Origin of the sequence: Agaricicola taiwanensis (assembly GCF_014635245.1) — a bacterium.
Lineage (GTDB): Bacteria > Pseudomonadota > Alphaproteobacteria > Rhizobiales > Methylopilaceae > Agaricicola > Agaricicola taiwanensis.
This window is the reverse complement of sequence record NZ_BMCP01000003.1, coordinates 143,203-168,041: the sequence shown is the minus strand read 5'-3', so window position 1 is coordinate 168,041 and position 24,839 is coordinate 143,203. Positions and strand designations below refer to the sequence as shown.

Sequence of the window (24,839 nt, the reverse complement as noted above, 5' to 3'; positions counted from 1 at the left end):
GACTTGAGGCTTCCTGCCCGCTCACTTCACCTTGCGGGCTGCCTCACCGAGGAGGGCCGCATAGTCCTTCAAGAGCCAGGAGATGTTGAGCGGCGTGGGCATGGCGGCATTTCCGGTCGTGGAATTGGTCAGCACCACCAGCGACTGCCTCTCGACAGCCGGCATCTTGCCGGTGAGAGGATTGCTTTGAACCGCTTTCACGAGGTCCGGGCTGCCGTAGGTAACCAGAATGTCGACGTCATCGAACAGGTCGATCTTCTCGGCGCTGACGGAACCGGAATATTTACCGGCCTCGGTCGCATCGGTGACGCTTTTCGGCATCTTGAGGCCCAGGTCCTCGAAGAATTTCACGCGGGTGTCGTTGGCCGAATAGAAGCTGATCTTGCTCAGGTCACGCGCGTTCAGATGCGTGATGAACATGGCCGTTTTGCCCTTGAGTTCCGGATGTTGCGCCGTCACGGCCTCGATCTCGGCCTCCAGCTTCTCGATCAGCGCATCACCCTCCTTGGCCATTCCCATGCCCTTGCTGTTGAGGCGGATCATGTCGCGCCATTCGGTCGACCAGGGCGACTCGGGGAAGGCGACGACGGGCGCGATCTGGCTGAGGGTCTCGTAGTCTTTCTGGGAAAAACCGGAATAAGCGGCAAGGATGACGTCCGGCTGGGTGGCGGCAACGGCCTCGAAATCAATGCCGTCGCCCTCGTTGAAGAGGACCGGCGTTTCGGCGCCGAGCTCCTTCAGGCGGGCGGCGACCCAGGGCAACACCCCGTCGCCGTCGTCGTCGCCGAAGGTCGCCCTCGCAAAGCCCACCGGCACGACACCGAGCGCCAGCGGCACCTCCTGGTTGGCGAAATTAACGGTCGCGATACGTTCCGGCTTCTTGGTGATCACCGTCTCGCCGTAGGCGTGCTTGATGGTGAGGGGATAACTCGTCTCCTGCGCCGCTGCGGCGCCGGCCGTGCCGACGGCAAGGCTCACGACCGCCATGCGGATGAAGGGGATCAATCGAAGCATCGCAGAATGTCCTGTCTTTAAAATTTGAGGACCCGAGGCCGGCTGGTCTCGACGAGCCGGCCTCGGGTCGTTTCATCCGGTCAGAACTTGACCGACACCGATCCGAGGAAGGTGCGCGGCGAGCCCACGGTCACGAAGTTGCCTGTGGTCAGCCAGTAATTCTTGTCGAAGAGGTTCTCGACATTGAGCCGGACCGTCACATCGTGATCCTTGACCCTGGTCTCATAGCGGGCACCGATGTCGACGCGCGTCCAGTCCGGGAACTCTAGCGTGTTGTCGGCGGTGAGATAGGAGCCCGAGGTGTAGATGACGCGTCCGTTGAGCGAGAGACCCTTGACCCACGGCGTGTCCCAATCGAGGCCGGCCGAGAAGGTCATGTCAGGAACGCCGGCGGCGTCGTTGCCCTTTTGCAGCGCGTTAGTGGTCTTGGTCAGCTCCGGATTGAGGAACATGGCGCTGCCGAAACCGCGCAGGCCGGGGATGATCTCGCCATAGGCGGAGAGTTCCAGGCCCCGGTTGCGCTGTTCGCCGTCGTAGCCCTGCACATTGTCGATGGCGACAAGGTTCGGACGGGAAATCTGGAACAGCGCTGCAGTGGTGGTGATGCGGCCCCAGTCTACCTTGACGCCAATTTCCTGCTGGTCGGACTTGAAGGGCGCAAGGACTTCGCCGCGGTTGTCGAAGCTATCGGCAACGACTCTGCCCTGGCTGAGCCCCTCGGCGTAATTGGCGTAGAGCGAGACGTTTTCCCATGGCTTGACCACGATGCCGGCGAGCGGCGTCGTAGCATCGGCAGCATAGCGCCCAGTGCGCAGGCCCGTCGTGGTGGAGAAGCTGCTCTGCTTGACCTCCTGATGACGGACACCAAGCGTGAGCAGCACCCGCTCGTTGAACATCGACATGGTGTCAACGACGGCATAACTCGTCAGCGTTACGTCGGCCGCCTTGCGCGGGCTAAGGCGCGGGTTCGATACCGCCGGGAGCGGCGACGGATCGTAGATGTTTGATGGCACCGACACCGTGCCTGCCGCATAGGCGTTGCCGTTCTCCTGCATGTAGCCGGTGAAGACGACGTTCACCGAGTGATTGATAAAGCCGGTGTCGAAGTCCGCCTTCAGACCGGCATTGCCGCTGTCGGTCGAGGAGTAGGAATCATAATAGGCGTTGATGAGGCGAAAGTTGCCGAACTGATCCGCGCCGCTGGTGAAGCCGGCAACGCGCGAATCCGGGAAGGTCTGGTCGTTGGTGCCCTCGCGGTGGCCGTAGCCGGCATAGGCCGTCAACCAGTCCGTCACGTCGAACTCAGCGAAGGTCGCGATGGTGTGGTCGCGCTGCTGGAGATAGGTGCCAGGATACCAGTTGCCACGCGCATCCGGCGGGGTGGGAATGAAGGGAATGGTCGTCTGCAGCGTCATCTGCGGACGAAAATTCTGGGTGTTGTCGTTCTGGGTGATGGCGTCGAGCGCCCAGCGGAAGCGCTCGCCGCGATAGTCGACGGAGAGCGCGCCGGTGCCGCTCGTCCAGTCGCCATCTTCGATGGAGGCTTCACCCGTGCGTGTCACGCCGTTGAAGCGGATGCCCCACTCATTGTTGGCGCCGAAGCGGCGGTTGGCATCAATCGCGGTGCCGAAATTGCCGCCGCTGATGAAGCTGGGCGTGACCTCTACGAAAGCCTCGTCGATCGCGCGCTTCGAGATGATATTGATGCTGCCGCCGACGCTGCCCCCAGGGGGGATGCCGTTCATGAAGGCCGCGGGACCTTTGAGCAGCTGAATGCGCTCGATGTATTGCGCGTTCACACGGTTGGAGGGGATCAGTCCATAGAGGCCGTTGAAGCCGGTGTCGCCGGGGGACACCGTGAAACCGCGGATCTGGAAGGTGTCGTCGAAGCCATTGCTGCCTGTGGTGAGGCGCACCGAGGCATCGTTGATCAATGTGTCCGCCGCCGTGCGGGCCTGCTGGTTCTGGATCAGCTCTTCGGTGAAATTGACCGTGCTGAACGGGGTGCTCATCACATCCCGGGTGCCGAGAATGCCGAGGGATCCGCCCGTCGCGAACTGCCCGCCGGCATAGGGTGGCAACACCTCGCCGAGACGCGCCGCGCCGGAGACCTCGATCGGCGGGAGCTCGACCACATTGGATGCACCGTTGTCGGCCGGTGGCGTTTGGGCTGATGCCGGCGAGACGAGCAGGCTGGTGCCGAGCAGCAGGCCGCTCATCAACGGCGCCGCCATCGCGGAACGACTGAGACCGGACAGGAAGAAAAGACGCGTCTGTCGCAGCGGGCTGTGACCGCACGCCGTTCGCTGTTGCGCAGCCTGGTTGTTGGCGCGATGCATAATCCGGAAACTCCTCGAAAGTCACTCTGTGCTACGCAACCCGGGCTGTGCGCTCCGGGGTAGAACAGTACACAGACGTAAGATCACAAGGGGCCTGATAAACAGCTTTCTGAATTGTGGCAACTAGCAGGCAGCTACATTATTATTAGAAAAAATCTAACCTGGGCTGAAGAATATTGATCAGGGCCAGAATACAACGATTAAGCCAATCCGGATTGTGGTAGAGGATATGTGGAACGCGCAAAGCAGACGGAACGCCTAGCGTGCTTTTATTCCGAGGAGATGGCGCGACGAGTTCGCCCGCGCGGCAATGGAGCGAGGGTTGAGCGGGGTACTAGGGAGACTGGCGCAGGCATCCGAGCAGTCCCTGCCGCGCAGCGTAGCGGAGCGCGGTTTCGAGCGTCGGGAACTGAAGCTCGACCTGGGCCAATGTATCGTCACCACCCGTATGCCCCATCAGAGGTTCGATGAAGGGCGCTGTGCGGCGCTCGAAAACAAGACGCCAATGCTTCGTGCCCGCCTTGCCGGAGGTCGTCACCGGGCGAGACGGCTTGTAGATGCGCGCCACCGCGTCACCCGGAAAGATCGTGCGTCCCATCGAAGGAAGCTCGGGCTGGCCGTTGTTCGATGGCCAGCCCGGCGGGGCCTGTAGTTTCCTCAACTCCTCTAGCGCCATCGTTATCCTCCCTCTAGCGAAGGGTTCTCCGCCGGCGGCTGAGCGGCCGCCGCCGGCGCCTGCCATGTCTCACCTTTTGATCGCGATGCGCTTGACCTGCGACTGCGCCTTTTCGTTCTTGGGCAGGGTTACCGTCAGCACGCCATTCCTGAAACGCGCGTCGACCTCGTCTTCCCTGATCTCGCAGTCGAGCGGGATGCGTCGCTCGAAGCGGCCATAGAAGCGCTCGGAGAACTGCTTGTCCTTGTCCTCCGTTTCGGAGCGCTTCTCACCCCTGAGCGTGAGCACGCCGTCATTGAGGAGGACCTCAATGTCCTTTTCCTCAAGGCCGGGGACCTCGGCCGTCACCCTGATCTCCTTCTCGCCGTCGGAGATCTCGACACTCGGCCAGCCCCCGCCGAAAGCGGAAACACCACCGAAGGACGGCAGGCTGGAACCGAAACCTCGGAAAACGTCATCGAACAGCCGGTTCACCTCGCGGTGCAGCGACAGGAACGGATCGCGCTCGCCATCGCGGAAGATGCTCGGAACCTGGTTGCCGTTGCTGCGGCCCCAGGGGATCAGATCACGGACACTCATCATTTCCTCCTTTCCGTTCGTGCGATTGACAATGCTTTCCCGGTGGCGCCGGACATATCGCCCGGCGCCATGCGCGAAAGGCGCTAGCGGGAAAGGTCAGGCCGCCTGCTTGCCGGTCTCGATCTGCTTCGTCCCGGCCCTTGGCAGCTTCTCGCCGGTCGCGATCTCGATCCTGCGCGGCTTCATCTCTTCCGGAAGCTCACGCTTGAGATCGATGGTGAGCAGACCATCGACGAGGCTCGCGCCTACAACCTTGACATGGTCGGCGAGTTCGAAGCGGCGCCTGAAGACCCGCTCGGCAATGCCACGATGCAGATACTGGCCCTCATCCTCGCCAGCCTTCTGACCGGACACCATGAGCATGTTCTGCTCCTGAGTGATGGTCAGTTCGTTTTGGCTGAAGCCGGCCACCGCCATGGTGATGCGGTAATCGTCCTCCCCAAACTTGGCGATGTCATACTGAGGCCAGTTGTCGATGGTCTCGACGCGGCTCGCGGCTTCGAGCGCGTTCAGCATTCGGTCGAAACCGATACTCGACCTGAACAGGGGCGTGAAATCAAGAGTGGTTCTCATAGCCACATCCTCCTTTGAGCAACATGGATACAAGCTGCTGTCGCCGTATGCTTCTGCCTCCGCGCGACATGCCGGACCCGAACTGGGCATCCGACAATTCACGATTTAGTTCAGCCGATTAGCTGTTCAAGAGGGGGGCATCTTCAAGGTGCGCCAGGACGTCGGCGACAGCCTCGATGCCGAGCCGCTCAAGACGTGCGAGGTGCTCCTTCACAACCATAAACTGTTGAGGCGGTGCCCCTTCCACTCGGTGACCTCGGCAACGATCCGAAGCTTCTTCCAGTCGGCGATAATGATCGCCGTGTGAGATCTGGCGGACCGGGCATTCCCGTCGAAGGCCGCGCCTGATATGGCTGGCGGAAACAGGCGGTAATCCGGACATGACGCAGGACCCATCACTGACGGAACGCCTCGATCGGCTCGAGACACGTGTCGCCTATCAGGATCAGGCCATCGAGGACCTCAACCAGATCATCACCGATCAATGGAAGCAGCTCGAACTGCTGCGCCGTCAATTCGCGCGTCTCGATGAACAGGTCCGTGATGCCACCGCCGCCACCGGCACATCACCCGGCCAGGAACCGCCACCCCCACACTACTGAGCCACGACATGCTCATCGCTCATCTTCCGGCCGGCTATTGCCTCGGTCGTTCGCTGAAAGCATCCGGCCCCGTCATGGCGGCCGCTCTCCTCGGGTCGGTGCTGCCTGATCTCGACATGCTGTTCTTCCACTTCGTGGACAACAAGGCCTTCCACCATCACCGCTACTGGGTCCACATCCCCTTGTTCTGGGCGGCCGTGGCACTCATGGCTGTGCCCTTGGCCTTCCGGCTGAAGCAGGGGAAGGTCGCGGTGGCCTTCTTTGCCGCGATCTTCCTTCACATGGTGCTCGACAGCATCGGCGGCGGGATCATGTGGGGCGCGCCATTCAGTGATGAGCTCTATTCCATCGTCACGGTTGAGCCCACCCACTCGCACTGGATCCTGTCCTTCATGTTCCACTGGACCTTCGCGGCGGAGATCGCCATCTGGCTCGCCGCTCTGATGCTGTGGTGGTCAGCACGCAGCACCAAGGCGGCTTTGCGCTAGCGTCAGCGAAGCTGCGCGCAGAGCGGCAGGACGAGGACGGCCGTGCCGCCCCAGATGATGGCCAAGGTCGAAAGACCGGCCAGAAGCCGCATGCCGGCGATCAGGAACCGTGTTTCCTCATCGCCCCCCGGATGACGCACGAGCAGACGATAGACCGGCATCGGGCCCAGCGCGGCGGACACCAACGCGAGGGCGCCCAGAGCCGTGACGGCAAGGATGATCACCGTGATCCAGACGGTGCCCATGCCGCCAGTCAGCGCGCAGAGCGAGGCGTGCGCGGCATAGATGATGAAGAAATGGATGCTCCATACCAGCGGGCCGAGCAGCAGGAAGACGAGGGCACCGGTGGCGGAACGGTGTTGGCTGAAACGTTCCATCGCCCTCACCCCGCCAGCCGTGGGAACCCGTGGATCAGCAACAGGCCGAGAAGGCCCTGGGCCACGGTGTAGTAGTAATAGATCGCCGCATTGTCGAAGGTGACGCGGCGCTCGCGGGTGAGCTGCCGCGTCAGGCCCCGCGCGGCGGCGAAGAAGCACATGATGATGACGGCGACGGCGGCCTGCACGGTCAGCACCGCCCCCATGTAGACCATGGCGCCGTAGGAACTGGCCGTCGGTCGCAGCCCCGTCTGCCAGTGCCCCCAGATCTCCAGCGCCAGCGCCCCGATCAGCAAAGCCGATGCGGTGACGGCAGCGATCGCGGTGCCCACATCCCGCTTCGGCTCGCGGGGCAGGCTGCGCTGCCTCACCGCCAGAATGACCGCGCCGAGGACAAGCATGGCGGCGGTGCCGAGGGGATAGCCGAGAGCGGGAAGCGCGGGGGAGCCTACGGGCGCCCATACCTCCGGCGAGACGGTCCACAGATAGAGGTAGGAGAAGAGATAGGAGAGGTAGAGTGCCGCCGACACGATCATGAGCACGACCATGGCCCACCAACTGTGTGACGATGAGCCCGTGCGATAGGTCGGCAGGGCAATCCCCGCGCCGATATCCACCTCGCCCTGGCTTGGCTTGTCGAGCTGCCATGCCCAGACCAGGCAGGAGACGATGGCGAGGATGCCGCAGATGATGGAGATGGTCACCGCCTTCACCGTCAAAAGCAGGAAGAAGGCGGCGGTGAAGACGGCGGCTGAGAGATGCATCCAGCCCGGCCCCGGCATCTGGATGACGTATTGCGGGCGTGCGTCGATGGGCGAGGTCACGATGGTCTCGCGCGCTCCAGTGGGGACGCCTGGCAGATAGTGCCGCCCCTCCTCCACCTCGCGCGGCAGGTTGGGATTGTCCCAGATCGGATCGCGGCTGGTGACATGGGGAATGCTGCGGGTGGAATAGACATCGTTGGGCAGCCACTCCAGCGTGCTGGCGCCCCAGGGATTTTCCGGCGCGCCGCTGCCCATCCGGAAGTTTTTGGCAAGATCGATCAGGAAGGCGAGGACGCCGGCGGCAATCATGAAGGAGCCGATGGTGGAGATCATGTTCAGCGTGTCCCAGCCGAGATTGCTGGGATAGGTCCACACCCGGCGCGGCATGCCGGCAAGACCCGCGATGTGGAGCGGGAAGAAGGCTACGTTGAAGCCGATGAACATCAGCCAGAAGGTCCAGCGGCCGAGCCGTTCCGACAGCATCTTCCGGCTCACCATGGGCGCCCAATAGTAGAAGGTGGCAAAGAGCGGGAAGACCATGCCGCCCACCAGCACGTAATGCAGATGCGCCACGATGAAGTAGCTGTCATGCGCCTGAAAGTCGAAGGGCACCAGAGCCACCATGACGCCGGTAAGCCCGCCCAGCGTGAAGATGAAGAGAAAGCCGAGAATGAAGAGCGAGGGCACCGTGATGCGGAAGCGCTCGCGGCCTTTGGCTATGGTCGCGATCCAGGAGAAGACCTGGATGCCCGAGGGCACCGCCACCGCCATGCTGGCGGCCGAGAAGAAGGCGAGGCTCAACGCTGGGATGCCTGTCGTGAACATGTGGTGCACCCACAGCCCGAAGCTGAAGAAGCCCGTGGCCACCAGCGCCACCACGATGAGGCGGTGCCCGACGAGCGGCGTCTGCGCGAAAGTGGGCACCATCATGGAGACAAGGCCCGCCGCCGGCAGAAAGATGATGTAGACCTCCGGATGGCCGAAGAACCAGAAGAGGTGCTGCCAGAGCAGGCTGTCGCCGCCCTTCTCCGCCGTGAAGAAAGGCCAGCCGAAGGCGCGCTCGATCTCGAGCAGCATGGTGGCGAGGATCACCGCCGGAAAGGCGAAGATGATCATGGCCGCGAAGATCAGCATGGCCCAGGCGAAGATCGGCATGCGCGACAGCGTCATGCCCGGCGGCCGGGTCCGGAGCACGCCGACCACGATTTCGACCGCCCCGGCGATGGCCGAGATCTCGATGAAGCCGATGCCCAGCAGCCAGAAGTCGGCGTTGTCGCCGGGGGAATATTCCATCAGCGTCAGCGGCGGATACATGAACCAGCCGCCGTTGGGCGCCAGGTCGTAGAGGATGGTGGAGAAGAAGACGAGCCCACCGATCACATAGGCCCAGATCGCAAAGGCGCTGAGCCGCGGGAACGGCAGGTCGCGCGCCGCCAGCATCTGCGGCAGCAGCATGACGCCGAGCGCCTCCACCGCCGGCACGGCGAAGAGGAACATCATGGTGGTGCCATGCACCGTGAAGAGCTGGTTGTAGAGCTCCTGGCTGACGAAGTTGTTGTCACCAACCGCCAGCTGCGTGCGCATGATGAGGGCAAGGATGCCCGCCAGCACGAAGAAGGTGAGCGCGGCGCCGATGTAGAACACGCCGATGACGGTGTTGTTGACGGCCGTGACGATGCGCCAGCCCTTCGGCGTAGCCCAGACCTTCTCCAGGAGCTCCAGCTCGCCCTCAGGCCGTGGAGCGGGGTTGGGAAGATCTAGTCGGGCATCGTCGCTCATCGCAGCACATACAATATGATGAGACCGATACCATAGACGGCGAAGACGGCGATGGAATCGAGCCCCATGCGGGCCACTGTTTTATCGCCTCGCTCGGCAAGGCCGACGACGAACAGAGCGGTCACCATGATGCCGAGCAGGGCGCCGAATTGAGCGAAACGCCCGGACGCGTTGAGCACCGGCTCGCCGTCCGAGATGGCATCGATGGGAAACAGCAAGGCGATATTGATGAGGTTCGTGCCCAAGATGTCGGAGATCGCAAGGGTGTAGAGCCCTTTTTGCGCGGCTGTGATGGCGGTACTCAACTCGGGCAGTGAACTTGCGGCGGCCAGAAGAAGAAATCCCATGAAGCTGCCACCGAGCCCGGATTGTTCAGCCAATGCATCGCCGGTCATGGCCAGCAGATAGCCTGCGCCAAGGACGACCGCCGCGAGACCGGCAATCCAGACAATGATGCGCGTTAGAGATTCATCTCCGTGCTCATCTCCTGCGGCAGCCTGCGCCTTCTTCCGCTGCTCGTCGAGGCGGCGATCAACCTTTCCATGCGACGCAGCAAGCCATGGTCGCCTGCCTTGAGACTGCGCCATGATATAGACACTCGCCACATAGGCTCCGAGGCTGGCCCAGACCCAAGCACCCACCCCAGCGATAGACACATCTCCGACGATCATGCCGGCCACCACCAGGGCTAGAAGCAGCACGTTCAACCCGCCCTGCAGCATCACCATGGGATCAGGCACCACCGCCGTCAGCGCGCGACGTCCAATTAGAAGATCGACGACGGCAAGGATGACGATCTGGAACGCGATGCTGCCGAACATGCTGTTGACGGCCATATCCACCGCTCCGGTGGCGGCGGAGGTGATGGTGACCCCGACCTCAGGCAGCGACGTGATGCCGGCCAGAAGGAGCATGCCGACTATGGCCTCGCCGAAGCCTGTTTTTATGCTGAGCGCATTGGCATAGGTCGTGATCCGGGCACCGGCGAGCCACACGACCACGCCGGCCGCGACGAAAATGATAGCGTTGATGACAGGACTGAATTGGGCGAAATCCATCACCGCAGCCCCTCGAGATAGGCTGCCAGCGCCGCAAGCTCTTCCTCGCTGAAAATCCGGTACGGCGGCATCAGATTTTCCGGCTTGATGTGGTCGCTGTCCCGGATCCAGCGCGCGAAATCCTCCGTCCGGTTGGGCAGCGCGGCGGCGGCGAGCGAATGCCGGCTGCCCACATGGGTGAGATCGGGTCCAATGGTGCCAAGCGCCTCCGTGCCGCGCACGGCATGGCAGGCACCGCAACCATGTGCCGCAAACAGGCGCTGTCCCTCCAAGGCCTCCGCACCCTCAGGCGGCCGCGCCGCGCCGGCCTCCGCATCAAGCCAGCGGCGGAACTCGTCCGGCTCCTGCGCCACCACATAGAAGGACATCAGAGCGTGGGCTCCGCCGCAATATTCAGCACATTGCCCGCGGCTGATCCCTGGCTGCGTGGCGGTGAGGGTGAGTATGTTTTCCCGGCCCGGGATCATGTCCAGTTTGCCGGCAAGCTGCGGCACCCAGAAGCTGTGGATCACGTCCGGGCTCGTCAGCGTCAGGGTGACCGGCTGTCCGACCGGCAGATGAAGCTCATTGGCGGTGTCGACGGTCCGCCCGGCCTCATCCTCATAGGTCACGCGCCACCACCACCGCTCGCCGCTGATGGAAACCCGGATCGCGGAAGGCTCGGTTGCCTCACCGGCCCGCATCAGCATGAACCCCCAGAAGAGCAGCGCCGTCAGCGACACCACCGGGAACAGGATGCCCGCGCCGATGACGAGCTTTTCGCTGGCGATTTTCGCCCGCAGGCGCGGGCCCCCAAGCATGGCGGCCAGCGTCAGGCCTGCCACCACGGCGAAGATCACCCCACCGGCAATGGTCATCACCCAGAACAGGGTGTCGATCCGCTCCGCCTCGATGCCCTTGGGAGTGAAGGCGGATTGCTCGCCCGCGCAGGCCGTGAGCGCCAGCGCTCCGGAAGCTAGCCACAGGAGACGCGCGAGGCGGTGCATCATCGTGCCTCCTCCTGGGCCACCGCCTCAGCCTGATAATAGGCGGCCACATCCTTGATCTGCTGCTCCGTGAGCCGCTTCGCAATCGGCATCATGATGGCGCCATGGCCGGAATCGGCCCGTTCCCCATTCCGCCACAGGTTCAGCTGCCCGGTGATGTAACTGGCTGACAGTCCTTCCAGTGACGCATTCGCCGCTCGTCCGGCGCCGGCATGGCAGGCGGCACAGGCCGGCACATTTCCATCTCGAAAACCGGACAATGCGATCTCGCGGCCTTTCGCGGCATCCCCTTCCACCGGCGACATAGAACCTCGGACATCCGGCAGCCCCGCGTAGTAGGAGGCAAGGGCCTCGACCTGCGCGTCGCTGAGCCCATCCGCGGCCACCGCCATGACGCCGCTCGGGCGAACCAGTCCGCGGTATTCGTCGAGCGCCCGGGCAAGGTAAGACCGGGACTGGCCGTTGAGGCTCGGTACGAGGTCGCTGACGGGAGGCCGTTTCCCATCACCATGGCAGGTCACGCATTCTGCCAGCGGGGCAAGATCGCCTCCTTCCTCTCCTTCCATGGAAGCAGGCGGCACTTCCGCCGCGATGGCCGCGTAACGCGCCGGCCCGTTGCGATGAAGGTCCATGATGAAGGCGACGGCCGACCACACCTCGTCGCCGCGATGTTCCGCGGACCAGGCCGGCATGCCGGTGTACTTCAACCCGTTCTCAATGATCCAGTAAAGCTCCTCCGGGGTGTAGCGCTCCGGTGAGAGGGTGAGATCGGGCGGCGCGGGCAGCATCTGGGCCACCACCGGGTTCTTGGGCGTCCCCGGCGTGCCATGGCAGAAGCTGCAGGCATCACGGTAGTGCCGCGCGCCGAGCTCGATGAGGTCGGGATCATCGAGCGGGGGCGCCTTGATGTTGCTGGTGCGCGCGGCGATCGATCGGTCTCGCACCACCTCCAGCAGCCAGGTGGTGACCGAAAGGTGGTCACGGCCGGCGGCGATATTATAGGTGCCGGAAAGGACAAAGACGCCTCCGGCGATCACCAGGACACCGACGACGATGGCGAGGGAAACACCGAGACGCTGAAGCCTGCTGAGGGGCGGGAGCTTCTCAGATAATCGATCGATCATCGCGACGATCCAGCATTTCCAGCTCACGGAACCACCGCTCGGATATCAGAACGCCTGCCGCCACATAGCTGAGCGGACAGGCGATCAGCATCATCAGGCCGGCGAAATGCTGGTCCTCGGCCCGCGCCGCGCCCTGCCAGGCAGGGCCGCAGAGATCGTAAAAACCGTCAAACAGGCTTCGCGGCGCGAAGACCAGGAGCGCTCCGAGGAGACAGAACAGCTTTCCAGTGACAAGCAGCGCGAACAGCGCGCGCCAGCGCGCATTCCCCGCCATGCTCGCGAGCGTCCCCCAGAACCACAGCGCCGCGGCAAAAAGCGAGGCGTGCATCAGCCCCATCAGGAACATGGAGGTAAAGGCGCTCTCCAGCACGGACGGCGCATGCCAGCCCCAGATCAGCGCGATCTGGACGGCGGTGGCATAGGGCCAACTCCGCCACAGCTCTTTGGGCAGCATATCCCTGAGGCAATAGGCGATGGCCGGAGCAATCAGGTTCATCAGCACGATGTGCTGCAGCATGTGCCCGCTGAGAGGCCCCAGAAAACTACTGTCCGTCCACATCGGCCGCCGTTACCTCGCCCCAGACACCTAGAACACGCCAGAGCAGCACACGTTCCCTGTACTGGAACCTTTATGATGGCGTGCGGCAGCGATCGGAACGAAGACGATGAAGGCCCGCGCCCAATTGTGACAGTTCTGTGTTGCCGATGGCCGGAACGACTGTCACAATTCCGGGCGGCAGAAAACAGCGAGTGATAATCGCCTGCCTTTCGGAGGAAACAGTATGAACCGATTTGTCTTGCTGGCCGCGGCGCTGGCCACATCCGCCATGTTCGCTCCGGCCCATGCTCAGAACAGCCGTGTCGCGATCACGACGTCCTTCTCAAAGGACGTGACCGATCCGATCAAGGCCAGCTTCGAGAAGGCCAATCCCGGCATCACCCTCGATATCCAGAACCGAAACACCAACGCGGGCGTGAAATACCTGGAGGAAACACGCTCCAACAATCAGCTCGATATCTTCTGGGCGTCAGCGCCCGATGCCTTCGAAGTGTTGAAAGACAAGGATCTGCTGCAGAAATACGAGCCGACGGTAAAGGGCTTGCCGGACAAGGTCGGCGCCTATCCGATCAATGATCCCGATGGCTTCTATTTCGGTTTTGCCGCCTCCGGCTACGGCATCATGTGGAACACGCGTTATGCCGAGGCCAATGATCTGCCCGATCCGAAGGACTGGCAGGACCTGGCCAAGCCGGCTTACTTCGATCACGTCGCCATCGCATCCCCGGCGCGATCAGGCACCACCCACCTCACCGTCGAGACCATTCTCCAGGGCGAGGGATGGAATGAGGGCTGGCGCACGCTCAAGGAAGTCGCCGGCAACTTCCAGACCATCACCGAGCGATCGTTCGGCGTGCCGGAAGCGGTCAACTCAGGACAGGTCGGCTACGGCATCGTCATCGACTTCTTCGCCTTCTCCGCCCAGGGCGCAGGCTTTCCGGTGAAGTTCGTCTATCCCACGGTCACCACGGTGGTGCCGGCCAATGTCGGCATCGTGGCCAATGCACCCAACAAGGAAGGCGCCGCGACGTTCGTGGACTATCTCCTGTCTTCCGAAGGACAGAAGGTGCTGCTGGAGCCGACGATCCGGCGCCTCCCGATCAACCCGGCGGTCTACGCCGATGCGCCGGACGGCTATCCGAACCCGTTCAAGGATCCGCAGTTCAGCTCCATGATGATGTTCGACGTGGACAAATCCGGCGCGCGAACCGCGGTCGTCGACACTCTGTTCGACCAGCTCATCTCCTTCCAGCTCGACAACCTCAAGGAGGTCACCAAGGCGATCCACGAGGCGGAGGCAGCGCTCGACAAGGCCGACAATCCGCAAGCCCGCGCCCTCATCAAGGAAGCACGCGACATGATCGCCTCCATGCCCGTCACCGAGGAACAGGCGAGCAGCGCGGAGATCACCGGTGCCTTCACCGGCGCAAAAGAAAAGGGCGCCCGCCAGGCCGAACTGGAACAACAGTGGGCGACCTTCGCGCGCGACAACTACGCCAAGGCGAAGGCCAAGGTGGACGAGGCCGCCAAACTGGCGCGCTGAACGCTCCCGGGGCCGAATTCGACTTGAGTTCGGCCCCGCCCTTGAGGGCGAGTGCGCTCGCCACCGGATGGAACAGATATGACAGTTGCTCTCTCGGAGGCGTTGCCGCGCCGCCGTGGCCTGGGAAGCCCGGGTCCCGCCGTCGTGGCTATCCTGATCGCGGTTTTTCTTGCGCTGTTCTTGATCATTCCCACCGCCTCGGTGGTCTATGTGGCCTTCACCGAACGCGGCACCGGTGCCTTCACGCTGGTCAACATCCAGGATTTCTTCGCCAACGACCTGTTCATGCGGTCATTGTGGAATTCCTTCTATGTGTCGACCCTCACCGTCGTCCTGGCCTCCGTTTTCGCGCTGCCGCTCGCCTACATCACCACGCGGTTCGATTTCCGCGGCTCCGCCATCATCCAGACGCTCGGCTTCCTGCCGTTGATCATGCCGCCATTCGTGGGCGCCGTTGCAATGCAGCTGCTGTTCGGCCGCAACGGCTCCATCAACCTCCTGCTCTACGACTGGTTCGGTCTGCGCGTCCCCTTCATGGAAGGGCTGAACGGCGTCATCTTCGTCCAGGCGATCCACTATTTTCCCTTCATCCTCATCAATCTTTCCGCCGCACTGAGGAACATCGACCGCTCCATGGAGGAAGCCGCGCAGAACCTCGGTTCGTCAGGCATTCGCCTGTTTCGCCGCATCGTCTTCCCACTGGCCATGCCCGGCTACATTGCCGGCGCTTCGCTCGTCTTCGTGAAGGTCTTCGACGACCTGGCGACCCCCTTGCTGCTCAACGTCAAGGACATGCTGGCTCCGCAGGCCTATCTGCGGGTCACCTCCATCGGCATCACTGACCCCATGGGCTATGTGATCGCGGTCATCCTCATCGTGGTATCGGTGGCAGCCATGTGGATCTCGGCGCTGGCGTTCCGGGGACGGGACTACGCCACCACGCAGCGCGGCGGAGGCGGCCTGGCCCGACGCAGGATGCGGCCTCTTGAGAAGCTGCTCGCCTACGCCGTCGTCCTGGTCATCCTTGCCCTGGTGCTCGCGCCGCACGTCGCGCTGACCCTCCTGTCATTCGCCACCATCTGGTCGTTCAGCCCGCTGCCCGACGCCTTTACCACCGCGCATTACGAGCGCGTCTTCAGCGACAGTTTCCTCTACATCAAGAACACCCTGCTCTACGCGTCCCTGGCGGGCGTCATCGACGTGGTGCTGGGAACGGCCATCGCCTATCTCGTGCTGCGCACGAAGCTGGTGGGCCGCCAGTGGCTTGATTGGGCGGCCACCGCGGCCCTTGCCGTCCCCGGCGTCGTTCTCGGCATCGGCTACCTTCGAACCTTCTACGGCGTGCAGCTGCCCAACGGCGCGCCGCTCACCAGCCTTTGGCTCGTCATCGTGCTGGCGCTGGCGATCCGGCGCCTGCCCTATGCCCTCCGCGCCTGCTTCGCAGCCCTGCAGCAGATTTCCATCGCGCTCGAGGAGGCAGCCCAGAACGTGGGAGCAACGCCCACCCGTACCGTGAGGCGCGTGGTGGTTCCGCTGATGATGGGCGGCATCCTCGCCGGCTTCGTCACCAGCTTTGCCACCGCCGCGGTGGAGCTCTCGGCCGCCCTGATGCTGGTGCAGACCAATTCCGACGCGCCGCTCGCCTACGGCCTCTATGTCTTCATGCAGTCGGCCGCGGGGCGCGGACCGGGCGCTGCTCTCGGCGTCATCGCCGTTCTCCTGGTCGCCGCCTGTACGGTGCTGTCGCAGATCATCATCGCGCGAAGTCAGAAAAACACGGGGATGAGCCAATGAACATGCAGAGCGGGCCGGCCGATACCGCCGCCGAGGCCATCCAGGTCGCGCCGGTGGATGTGCGCGTGGAGGGCGTGCATGTCTCCTATGGCGAGCACCACGTTCTCAAGGACATCAACCTCACCATCGAGCCAGGGGAATTCTTCGCCTTCCTGGGCCCGTCGGGATGCGGCAAGACCACCCTTCTGCGCCTCATCGCCGGCTTCAACACGGCGCGCAGCGGCCGTGTGCTCATCAACGGCAGTGACATCGGCGACCTGCCGCCGTGGAAGCGTAATGTTGGACTTGTCTTCCAGAACTACGCGCTCTGGCCCCATATGACGGTCCGAGCCAACCTCGCGTTCGGGCTGGAGGAGCGCCGGCTGCCGCGGGCCGAGATCAACCGTCGGGTGGATGCGGCACTGGCGCTGGTGGGGCTTTCGCACCTCGCCGACCGGCGGCCGTCCCAGCTTTCGGGCGGACAGCAGCAGCGGGTCGCCCTGGCACGCACCATCGTGATCGAGCCCAAGGTGCTGCTGCTGGATGAGCCGCTATCCAACCTCGATGCCAAGATGCGGGTCCAGGTGCGCCGGGAACTGCGTGATCTCCAGCAACGCCTTGGCCTCACCACCATCTTCGTGACGCATGATCAGGAAGAGGCGAATGCCGTCTGCGATCGCATCGCGGTCATGAATGACGGCGTCATCCAGCAGGTTGGAACCCCGATGGAGCTCTACGAACGACCGGCCAACCTCTTCGTCGCGACCTTTCTCGGGACGGCGAATGTGCTGAAGGGGAAGGTCACCGGCGAGGGCGCTGATCGCACCTTCAACATTGCCGGCCGCGGGCAGATCGTCATTCCGCCCGAAGCTGTGGTTCCGGCGGATGCACAGTTGGTGTTCCGGCCTCAGGCCGCAAGCCTCGGCCCTGCCTCCACCGAACCGTCCGCCGGCAGCATCGGCGGCAGCATCATACGCCGCGAGTTCCTGGGATCTTTTACACGATACGGCATCGAGGTCGGGGGCACCGAGATCATCATCGACGAGGTCTTCCAGAACGGAGTGCACCTTTACGAGCTTGGCGACAGGGTGCAGGTGCGCCTGACCGAAAAGGCGACCCTCTGGCTGGCGTAAGAAACTGGCTCACAGTGGCTACTTATGGCTGTTGGTGGCAATAAGGTGCGGCGCGCGGGGCCTTCAACTTCTGCACCGACGGCGCCCATCGACCAATAGCCGCCGTCACGATGCGGCGAACACGAGCTCCATGCGGTCCGCGAGGAAGCGCGTGCGGATCGCCTGCACGGGCTTTCCTTCGAGATCGACGTCGATGGCATTGCTCACCAGCACGATGCTGTCGCTGGTGCAGTTGAGATATTCCGCGTCTCCTGCCGAGATGCGCGTTGCCGTGATGCGCGTTTCCCGGCGGCGGTAATCGGTGACGCCATGGCGGCGCAGCGCCTCCGTGACCGAACCGGTTTCCGCATAGGCCGAGATGATGTCCGGGAAGCGCTCCGCCACGAAATAGGATGTGGAGCGCGACAGGGGCATTCCCTCGACCACCGCGAGGCGTTCCAACCGGTGCAGCGGCGTGCCCGGCCGACAGTCGAGCAGCGCGGCGACGGAGCTTTTGGCGGCGACCCGCTCTGCCTTGATCAACCGCCCGCGCGGTTCAAGCGACTGCTGCACCATGCTTTCCGAGAAGCGGGCACGCTCGCCCACCGGATAGATGATGCGCGGCGCCACGGCGTTAAGGAAGGTGCCCCGGCCCCGTTCGGCCCGCAGCAGGCCCTCGGCCGTCAGGGCCGCGATGGCCCGGCGCACGGTGTGGCGGTTGACGCCGAAGCGAGCCGCCAGTTCCACCTCCGGCGGCAGCTGATCGGTGATGCTGCCATCCCGCACCCACTCACGAATGCCGTCGGCCACCCGCCGCCAGCGGGAAATTCCATCATCCGTTCCGTTCACGCGCTGCCCCAATCATCCGAAGCCCGAAGATGTCATCAGGCCGTCATGCAAGCGCGTTCATATCGGGCATCAGACTAGTTGTCTACACAAATAGACAAATATGGGAACGCGGATGATGAATACCGAGCAACAGACAGCGGACCGCAGGCGGGCGCTCGAGGCGATGGCGGCGATGCCTGCCGCCCGGCTGGCCGAGCGCTATGCACGCCTCGCGGAGGTTGCCCCGGCCTCCCTTCCCGTCCGCGGGCCGGAGATCGGCGCGGTGATGGTGCGCGGCCGCGCCGGAGGCGGTGGCGCCGCCTTCAATCTCGGGGAGGCCAGCGTTACTCGCGCCACCGTCAAACTCGCGGGCGGCGAGATCGGCCATGCCGTCGTGCTGGGCCGGGACGGGGAGAAGGCTCGCATGGTCGCGCATCTGGATGCGCTCCGGCAGCTGCCTGAATGGGTCCAGCGGATCGACGACGAAATCGTCATACCCGCGCGCCAACTCCAGAACGACGCCGAGTGCCGCCTGGCCGAGGAGACGGAGGCGACCCGGGTGAACTTCTTCACGCTGGTGCGGGGGGAAGACTGATGGTCCCCATGACGACAGGCGCGGAATACGATGGCGGTTTCGCCGACGCTGTCATGGCGTCCCAGAGCGTCTTCCGGGCGCTGATGGACGCCTTCGCCCGCCCCGGCACCCGCGTCGATTTCGGCGCCGCCGCTGTTGCCCCGGCACCGCTCGGGCCGGCCGCGGCGGCCACGCTTGCCGCCTTGGCCGACTATGACACGCCCGTGTGGATGGAAGCGCCGGACGAGATGGCGACGGCCGCGGCCTGGGTGTCGTTTCAGACAGGCGCGCCGATTGTCGAGGCGCCCGAAGAGGCCGCCTTCGCGGTGCTCTCGTCCAGGACGAACGCCTCGTCATGGGACCGCTTTCCCATCGGCACCGCCACCTATCCCGATCGTTCCGCCACCCTGCTTTGCCCGGTGTCCTCTCTTTCCGAAGGGAGCCGCCTGCGGCTAAGCGGCCCCGGCATCAAGGATCACGCTTTCATGTCGGCCAGCGGCCTTCCGGCCCATTTCTGTGCCGTCATGGCGGCCAATGCGGCGCACTTCCCCCTGAGCTTCGATCTCATTCTGGTCTGCGGGCCGGAAGCTGTCGCGCTGCCACGAACAACCCTTATCGAAGAGGCCTGAGGCGATGTATGTGGCCGTAAAGGGCGGCGAGGCCGCCATCGAGCAGGCGCACAGGCTTCTGGCCGACCGGCGCCGTGGAGATCGCGCCGTTCCGGCGCTCTCCCTGGAGCAGATTGCCGGGCAGCTGTCGCTGGCGGTCGATCGCGTCATGGCGGAAGGGTCGCTTTACGATCCCGATCTCGCGGCCATGGCTGTGCGCCAGTCGCGTGGCGATCTGATCGAGGCGATCTTCCTGCTGCGCGCCTATCGCACCACGCTGCCGCGCTTCGGCTATTCGCGCCCCATCGACACGTCCAGAATGCAGATCGAACGGCGCGTCTCCGCCACCTACAAGGACATCCCAGGCGGTCAGTTGCTCGGCCCGACGTTCGATTACACCCATCGCCTGATAGACCCCGCCATGGCCACCGACGAGGAGGTGGCCGCGCCGCAGCGTCAGCCGCGAAGGGAGCGCGAAAGCTGCCCCCGGGTCATGGACATCCTCAACGACGAGGGACTGATCGAGCCGGATGGGCAGTCCGATTCCGAACCGGCCGATCTGACGCGGGATCCGACAGATTATCCGGCGGCCCGCGACCTCAGGCTGCAGGCGCTGGCCCGAGGAGATGAAGGCTTTCTCCTGTCGCTCGGCTACTCCACCCAGCGCGGCTATGGCCGCACCCACCCCTTCGTCGGCGAGATCCGCGTAGGGCTGGTGGAGGTGGAGGTCGAAATGCCGGAACTCGGTTTCGCCATCTCCATCGGCCGCATCCGCATCACCGAATGCCAGATGGTCTCGCAGTTCAAGAACACCGACGGCGAAGGGCCGCGTTTCACTCGTGGATATGGGCTGGTGTTCGGCCAATCCGAACGCAAGGCCATGGCCATGAGCCTGGTCGACCGCGCTCTGCGCGCCGATGAATTCGGCGAACAGCGCATGGCCCCGGCGCAGGACGAGGAATTCGTCCTGGAGCACTGCGACAATGTCCAGGCCACCGGCTTCGTCGAACACCTGAAGCTGCCGCACTACGTCGACTTCCAGGCTGAACTGGATCTGTTGCGCCTCCTCAGGCGCGAAGATGCTGAACGCGCAGAGAGCCAGGAGGCCGCGGAATGACCCTCCCAAGCTACAACTTCGCCTATCTCGACGAACAGACCAAACGCATGATCCGCCGGGCGATCCTGAAGGCCATCGCCATCCCCGGCTATCAGGTGCCCTTCGCCTCCAGGGAAATGCCCATGCCCTACGGCTGGGGTACCGGCGGCGTTCAGGTCACCGCCGCCATCCTGGGACCGGACGACGTGCTCAAGGTCATCGATCAGGGCGCGGATGACACCACCAACGCGGTCTCCATCCGCTCCTTCTTCGCCAAGACCGCCGGTGTCGCCACCACCACCAGGATGCCAGATGCCACCATCGTGCAGACGCGCCACCGCATTCCGGAAACACCGCTGAAAGCGGGGCAGATCATCGTCTACCAGGTGCCGATCCCCGAACCGCTCCGCTTCCTCGAGCCGCGCGAGACGGAAACCCGTCTCATGCACGGGCTTGAGGAATACGGCCTTGTCCACGTCAAGCTCTACGAAGACATCGCCCAGCACGGCCATATCGCGACCACCTATGCCTATCCGGTCAAGGTCGAGGACCGCTACGTCATGGACCCCTCGCCCATTCCCAAGTTCGACAATCCCAAGATGCACAATTCGCCGGCGCTGCAGCTGTTCGGCGCCGGGCGCGAGAAACGCATTTATGCCCTGCCGCCCTTCACCAAGGTGGTCAGTCTCGATTTCGAGGATCACCCCTTCTCCGTGCAGCGCTTCGATGCGCCCTGCGCTCTGTGCAACGCCAGGGGCGTCTATCTCGATGAGGTCGTGACCGACGACCGCGGCGGCCGGATGTTCGTCTGCTCCGACACCGACCATTGCGAGACGCGTCGTGCCGAGGGGCACAGCCCCGAACCGGCAGCGCATGATGTGACGGAGACGGTGTGATGACGACTTCCCCCATCCTCTCGGTCCGCGCGCTGGAAAAGCGCTATGGCACCTTCATCGGCTGTACGGACGTCTCCTTCGACCTCTGGCCGGGCGAAGTACTGGCCATCGTCGGCGAATCCGGGTCCGGAAAGACCACGCTGCTCAACTGCATTTCCGGCCGGCTGGATCGTTCCTCCGGGCAGGTCCTCTACCGGATGCGGGACGGCCGTTTCCCTGACCTCGACGACCTCTCGGAAGCCGAGCGGCGCTTCCTGATGCGCACCGACTGGGGCTTTGTGCACCAGAACCCCGCCGACGGCCTGCGCATGCGTGTCTCCGCGGGCGCCAATGTGGGCGAACGGCTGATGGCGGTCGGCGAACGGCACTATGGCGAGATCCGGCACACGGCCACCGAATGGCTGTCGCGCGTCGAGATCGCGGCGGAGCGGATCGATGATCAGCCCGTCGCCTTCTCCGGCGGCATGCGCCAGCGCCTGCAGATCGCGCGCAATCTCGTCACCCGCCCCCGGCTCATCTTCATGGACGAACCGACCGGAGGCCTTGATGTTTCGGTCCAGGCCCGCGTCCTCGACCTCCTGCGCTCGCTCGTGTCCGAACTCGACCTTGCGGTGATCATCGTCACGCACGACCTCGCGGTCGCGCGGCTCCTGTCGCAGCGCATGATCGTCATGAAGAGCGGCCGCGTCGTGGAGTCAGGGCTGACGGACCGGGTGCTCGATGACCCACGCCATCCCTACACGCAGCTTCTCGTCGCCTCGATCCCGGAGAGCTGAGATGACATTTCATCAACCCACCGGCTCCATGCCTCAGAGCGCCCTGCTTTCGGCCTCAGGCGTCGCCAAGTCCTTCACCATGCACCTGCGCGGCGGCATCCGCCTGCCCGTGGTTGAAGATGTGGGCTTCGCGCTTCACCCGGGCGAGTGCCTCGTGCTCGGCGGCCCCTCCGGCGTCGGAAAATCTTCGATCCTGCGCATGGTCTACGGCAACTACGCCATTGACGGCGGCCAGATCCTGGTCCGCAACCGCAGGACCGGCGAACTGGACGATCTCGGCGGCGGCGATCCGCGGCTCATTCTGGATCTGCGGCGCGACAGCATCGGCTACGTCAGCCAGTTCCTGCGGGCGGTGCCCCGGGTCTCGGCGCTCGATATCGTCGCTGAACCGCTGATTTCGCGTGGCACGGACCCTGATGAGGCACGGGAGCGGGCCACCGCCCTGCTCGATCGTCTCCATCTGCCGTCCGCGCTGTTCGGACTGCCGCCGGCCACCTTCTCCGGCGGCGAGAAACAGCGGGTCAACATCGCGCGCGGCTTCATCACCGATCATCCCGTTCTGCTCCTGGATGAACCGACAGCCTCGCTGGACGCGGCCAATCGCGACGTCGTGATCGCGTTGATCAAGGAGAAGCTGCAGGCCGGCACCGGCGTTCTGGGCATCTTCCATGATCAACCGGTCCGGGATGCGGTCGTCACACGAACGATCGATGTCTCCTCGTTTTCCGCCCGAAAGAAAATCGAAGCGGTCACAGAACCTTCATCGGAACGTCACGGCAGCTCACAACAAACCTCTGCATCTCTTCAAGAAGAGCAATTTAGGGGACCACAACGATGACAGCGATCACAGTTTCCAATCTTTCCAAAAGCTATGGCGCGGTGCAGGCGCTGAAGGAAGTCAGCCTGACCTTGGCACGTGGCGAGATGGTCGCGCTGATCGGCGCCTCCGGCTCCGGCAAGAGCACGCTGATCCGGCACATCGCCGGCCTGGAGACAGGCGACGGCGCCAGCGGCAAGGTCGAGGTCCTCGGCCAGGTCTCGCAGGCCGGCGGCCGGATGTCCGGTCACGCGCGTCGCGGCAAAGTCGCCGTGATCTTTCAGCAGTTCAATCTCGTCGGGCGGCTGTCGGTCCTCACCAATGTGTTGATCGGGCATCTTGGACGCGCGCCTCGCTGGCGCGGCACGCTCGGCCTGTTCAATCGGCATGAAAAGGAAAAGGCGCAGGCGGCGCTGGCGCGGGTGGGAATCCCCCAGGTGGCGCGGCAGCGATCGTCCACCCTTTCCGGCGGCCAGCAGCAGCGTGCGGCCATCGCCCGCACCCTGGTGCAGGAGGCTGAGATCCTGATCGCCGACGAGCCGATCTCCGCCCTTGATCCCTCGTCCGCGCGCCGCGTCATGGATGTCCTCGCCGACATCAACGGCAAGGACAACATCACCGTCCTGGTGTCGCTGCATCAGGTTGAATATGCGCGCCGCTACTGCAAGCGGACGGTCGCCATGCGCGACGGCGCCATCGTCTACGATGGCCCCTCCACCGCCCTTTCCAACGATTTCCTCGCCGAACTCTATGGTTCGGCGTCGGAAGAACTCGTGCTGCCGGATGCTCCGGCGGAGCAGATGGCTCCCCCACACAAGGCGGAGCCGAGAAACTATCAGACGGCGCTGATGTCCGCCTGATCCAATCAACCGGAGAAGTCACATGAACGCGACACTGAAAAGCATCGCGGCGATGTCGTTCGCCTTGACGATGACCGCTGCGGCTCAGGCCCAGGATGCCATCAACTTCGGCATCATCTCGACGGAATCGCAGCAGAACCTCAAGACCAGCTGGCAGCCGCTGCTTGACGACATGAAGGCGAAGACCGGTCTCGAGATCAAGCCGTTCTTTGCCTCCGACTATGCCGGCATCGTCGAAGGCATGCGCTTCAACAAGGTGCAGGTCGCCTGGTACGGCAACAAGTCGGCCATGGAAGCCGTCGATCGCGCCGAGGGCGAGGTCTTCGTCCAGAGCGTACCCGCGGGCGGCGAGCCCGGCTACTGGTCGGTGATCCTCGTCCCGCAGGATTCCCCCATCAAGACCCTCGATGACGTGCTGAAATGCGATCAGTCCCTCAACTTCGGCCTGGGCGATCCCAATTCGACCTCCGGCTATCTGGTGCCGATGACCTTCGTCTTCAGCGCACGCGGCATCGACCCCAAGACCTGCTTCAAGAACGTCACCAATGCCAATCATGAGACAAATGCCATGGTGGTGGCCAACCGCCAGGTCGATGCAGCCACCAACAACACCGAGAACATGGCCCTCATCAAGCAGAACAAGCCGGACGCCTATGCGAAGATCCGCGAGATCTGGCGCTCGCCGCTGATCCCGTCAGATCCCATCGTCTGGCGCAAGGACCTGTCGGATGAGACGAAGACCAAGATCCGCGACTTCTTCATGACCTACGGCACCGATAAGTCGACCGGTGACGTCGCCAAGGAAAAGAAGATCCTGGCCGGCCTGAAATGGGCGCCGTTCCGCGAGTCCAGCAACAAGCAGCTGCTGCCGATCCGCGTCATGGAGCTGACCAAGGACATCGCCCAGGCCGAAGCGGACTCCAAGCTGTCGGCCGAGGACAAGGCAGCGAAGGTGAAGGAACTGACCGAGCAGAAGGCCAAATACGAGGCCGAGCTCGCCGCCGCCGCCAACGGCTGATCCCGACACGAGTGCCCGGA

Annotated in this window: 25 protein-coding genes; 13 read left to right on the top strand and 12 right to left on the bottom strand. The window is 63.8% G+C overall.

The genetic code is table 11. The annotated features are described in order from the left end of the window. Positions 1-21: 21 nt before the first annotated feature. The 5 genes from IEV58_RS14210 to IEV58_RS14190 form a co-directional block, all read right to left on the bottom strand. Positions 22-1,014: an iron-siderophore ABC transporter substrate-binding protein gene (locus tag IEV58_RS14210; protein ID WP_188410453.1), complete on the bottom strand. Its 993-nt coding sequence runs from the start codon at positions 1,012-1,014 to the stop codon at positions 22-24. A gap of 80 nt (positions 1,015-1,094) precedes the next feature. Continuing rightward, the gene (locus tag IEV58_RS14205; protein ID WP_229729463.1) at positions 1,095-3,233 is read right to left on the bottom strand and encodes a TonB-dependent receptor; all 2,139 of its coding nucleotides are present in this window, start codon (positions 3,231-3,233) and stop codon (positions 1,095-1,097) included. A 454-nt stretch (positions 3,234-3,687) separates the two neighbouring features. Next, positions 3,688-3,951 (bottom strand): NADH dehydrogenase ubiquinone Fe-S protein 4, encoded by a 264-nt coding sequence (locus IEV58_RS14200; protein ID WP_229729462.1) that lies wholly within the window; start codon positions 3,949-3,951, stop codon positions 3,688-3,690. A gap of 147 nt (positions 3,952-4,098) precedes the next feature. Beyond that, positions 4,099-4,611 carry an Hsp20/alpha crystallin family protein gene (locus tag IEV58_RS14195; RefSeq protein WP_229729461.1) on the bottom strand — a complete coding sequence of 171 codons (513 nt, stop codon included), beginning with the start codon at positions 4,609-4,611 and terminating at the stop codon, positions 4,099-4,101. Positions 4,612-4,704: 93 nt separating this feature from the next. Beyond that, on the bottom strand, positions 4,705-5,181 hold the full coding sequence (locus IEV58_RS14190) for an Hsp20 family protein (RefSeq protein ID WP_188410450.1): 477 nt from the start codon (positions 5,179-5,181) through the stop codon (positions 4,705-4,707). Between the two features lie 380 nt (positions 5,182-5,561). Here IEV58_RS14190 and IEV58_RS14185 point away from each other — a divergent pair, with 380 nt between their 5' ends. Together IEV58_RS14185 and IEV58_RS14180 are read left to right on the top strand one after the other, a co-directional pair. Beyond that, a complete protein-coding gene (locus IEV58_RS14185; protein WP_188410449.1) occupies positions 5,562-5,783 on the top strand; it encodes a SlyX family protein in 222 nt (73 codons plus the stop codon). 8 nt (positions 5,784-5,791) lie between these two features. Continuing rightward, positions 5,792-6,271 carry a metal-dependent hydrolase gene (locus IEV58_RS14180; RefSeq protein WP_188410448.1) on the top strand — a complete coding sequence of 160 codons (480 nt, stop codon included), beginning with the start codon at positions 5,792-5,794 and terminating at the stop codon, positions 6,269-6,271. A gap of 2 nt (positions 6,272-6,273) precedes the next feature. On the opposite strand, the gene IEV58_RS14175 is transcribed toward IEV58_RS14180, so the two are convergent. Genes IEV58_RS14175 through IEV58_RS14150 form a run of 6 tightly spaced genes read right to left on the bottom strand, consistent with a single transcriptional unit; the run spans position 6,274 to position 12,876 of the window. Then, entirely contained in the window at positions 6,274-6,648 is a 375-nt protein-coding gene (locus IEV58_RS14175; RefSeq protein ID WP_188410447.1) for a hypothetical protein, read from the bottom strand. 5 nt (positions 6,649-6,653) lie between these two features. Beyond that, positions 6,654-9,191: a cytochrome c oxidase subunit I gene (gene ctaD, locus IEV58_RS14170; RefSeq protein WP_188410446.1), complete on the bottom strand. Its 2,538-nt coding sequence runs from the start codon at positions 9,189-9,191 to the stop codon at positions 6,654-6,656. Further along, a complete protein-coding gene (locus tag IEV58_RS14165) occupies positions 9,188-10,249 on the bottom strand; it encodes a sodium:calcium antiporter (protein ID WP_229729460.1) in 1,062 nt (353 codons plus the stop codon). The genes ctaD and IEV58_RS14165 overlap by 4 nt, the downstream gene beginning before the upstream one ends. Further along, positions 10,249-11,238, bottom strand: a complete 990-nt coding sequence (gene coxB / locus IEV58_RS14160; protein ID WP_229729459.1) for a cytochrome c oxidase subunit II — start codon at positions 11,236-11,238, stop codon at positions 10,249-10,251. The genes IEV58_RS14165 and coxB overlap by 1 nt, the downstream gene beginning before the upstream one ends. Beyond that, positions 11,235-12,359 (bottom strand): c-type cytochrome, encoded by a 1,125-nt coding sequence (locus tag IEV58_RS14155; protein WP_188410444.1) that lies wholly within the window; start codon positions 12,357-12,359, stop codon positions 11,235-11,237. Before IEV58_RS14155 ends, coxB begins: the two co-directional genes overlap by 4 nt. Beyond that, positions 12,340-12,876: a cytochrome c oxidase assembly protein gene (locus IEV58_RS14150; RefSeq protein ID WP_188410443.1), complete on the bottom strand. Its 537-nt coding sequence runs from the start codon at positions 12,874-12,876 to the stop codon at positions 12,340-12,342. Before IEV58_RS14150 ends, IEV58_RS14155 begins: the two co-directional genes overlap by 20 nt. A gap of 265 nt (positions 12,877-13,141) precedes the next feature. On the opposite strand from IEV58_RS14150, the gene IEV58_RS14145 reads away from it, so the two are divergent. The 3 genes from IEV58_RS14145 (at position 13,142) to IEV58_RS14135 (ending at position 17,367) form a co-directional block, all read left to right on the top strand. Then, complete coding sequence (locus tag IEV58_RS14145; protein ID WP_188410442.1) at positions 13,142-14,461, top strand: ABC transporter substrate-binding protein; 1,320 nt, start codon at positions 13,142-13,144, stop codon at positions 14,459-14,461. Between the two features lie 78 nt (positions 14,462-14,539). Then, entirely contained in the window at positions 14,540-16,255 is a 1,716-nt protein-coding gene (locus IEV58_RS14140; protein ID WP_188410441.1) for an ABC transporter permease, read from the top strand. After that, complete coding sequence (locus IEV58_RS14135; RefSeq protein WP_229729458.1) at positions 16,252-17,367, top strand: ABC transporter ATP-binding protein; 1,116 nt, start codon at positions 16,252-16,254, stop codon at positions 17,365-17,367. The genes IEV58_RS14140 and IEV58_RS14135 overlap by 4 nt, the downstream gene beginning before the upstream one ends. Before the next feature lie 105 nt (positions 17,368-17,472). On the opposite strand, the gene phnF is transcribed toward IEV58_RS14135, so the two are convergent. Then, positions 17,473-18,195 (bottom strand): phosphonate metabolism transcriptional regulator PhnF, encoded by a 723-nt coding sequence (gene phnF, locus IEV58_RS14130; RefSeq protein ID WP_188410440.1) that lies wholly within the window; start codon positions 18,193-18,195, stop codon positions 17,473-17,475. Positions 18,196-18,307: 112 nt separating this feature from the next. Between phnF and phnG the strand changes: the two genes are divergently transcribed. Genes phnG through phnD form a run of 8 tightly spaced genes read left to right on the top strand, consistent with a single transcriptional unit; the run spans position 18,308 to position 24,819 of the window. Beyond that, positions 18,308-18,769: a phosphonate C-P lyase system protein PhnG gene (phnG, locus tag IEV58_RS14125; protein WP_188410439.1), complete on the top strand. Its 462-nt coding sequence runs from the start codon at positions 18,308-18,310 to the stop codon at positions 18,767-18,769. After that, positions 18,769-19,377, top strand: coding sequence for a phosphonate C-P lyase system protein PhnH (gene phnH / locus IEV58_RS14120; RefSeq protein ID WP_229729456.1), 609 nt, complete (start codon positions 18,769-18,771; stop codon positions 19,375-19,377). Before phnG ends, phnH begins: the two co-directional genes overlap by 1 nt. Positions 19,378-19,381: 4 nt before the next feature. Beyond that, positions 19,382-20,473, top strand: coding sequence for a carbon-phosphorus lyase complex subunit (locus IEV58_RS14115; protein WP_188410438.1), 1,092 nt, complete (start codon positions 19,382-19,384; stop codon positions 20,471-20,473). Then, entirely contained in the window at positions 20,470-21,348 is an 879-nt protein-coding gene (locus IEV58_RS14110) for an alpha-D-ribose 1-methylphosphonate 5-phosphate C-P-lyase PhnJ (RefSeq protein WP_188410437.1), read from the top strand. The genes IEV58_RS14115 and IEV58_RS14110 overlap by 4 nt, the downstream gene beginning before the upstream one ends. Further along, positions 21,348-22,124 carry a phosphonate C-P lyase system protein PhnK gene (gene phnK, locus IEV58_RS14105; RefSeq protein ID WP_188410436.1) on the top strand — a complete coding sequence of 259 codons (777 nt, stop codon included), beginning with the start codon at positions 21,348-21,350 and terminating at the stop codon, positions 22,122-22,124. Before IEV58_RS14110 ends, phnK begins: the two co-directional genes overlap by 1 nt. Position 22,125: 1 nt before the next feature. Continuing rightward, positions 22,126-22,962 carry a phosphonate C-P lyase system protein PhnL gene (gene phnL, locus IEV58_RS14100; protein WP_229729455.1) on the top strand — a complete coding sequence of 279 codons (837 nt, stop codon included), beginning with the start codon at positions 22,126-22,128 and terminating at the stop codon, positions 22,960-22,962. Further along, positions 22,959-23,801 carry a phosphonate ABC transporter ATP-binding protein gene (gene phnC, locus IEV58_RS14095; protein ID WP_188410435.1) on the top strand — a complete coding sequence of 281 codons (843 nt, stop codon included), beginning with the start codon at positions 22,959-22,961 and terminating at the stop codon, positions 23,799-23,801. The genes phnL and phnC overlap by 4 nt, the downstream gene beginning before the upstream one ends. 22 nt (positions 23,802-23,823) lie before the next feature. Beyond that, a complete protein-coding gene (gene phnD / locus IEV58_RS14090; protein WP_188410434.1) occupies positions 23,824-24,819 on the top strand; it encodes a phosphonate ABC transporter substrate-binding protein in 996 nt (331 codons plus the stop codon). The last annotated feature ends 20 nt before the right edge of the window (positions 24,820-24,839 follow it).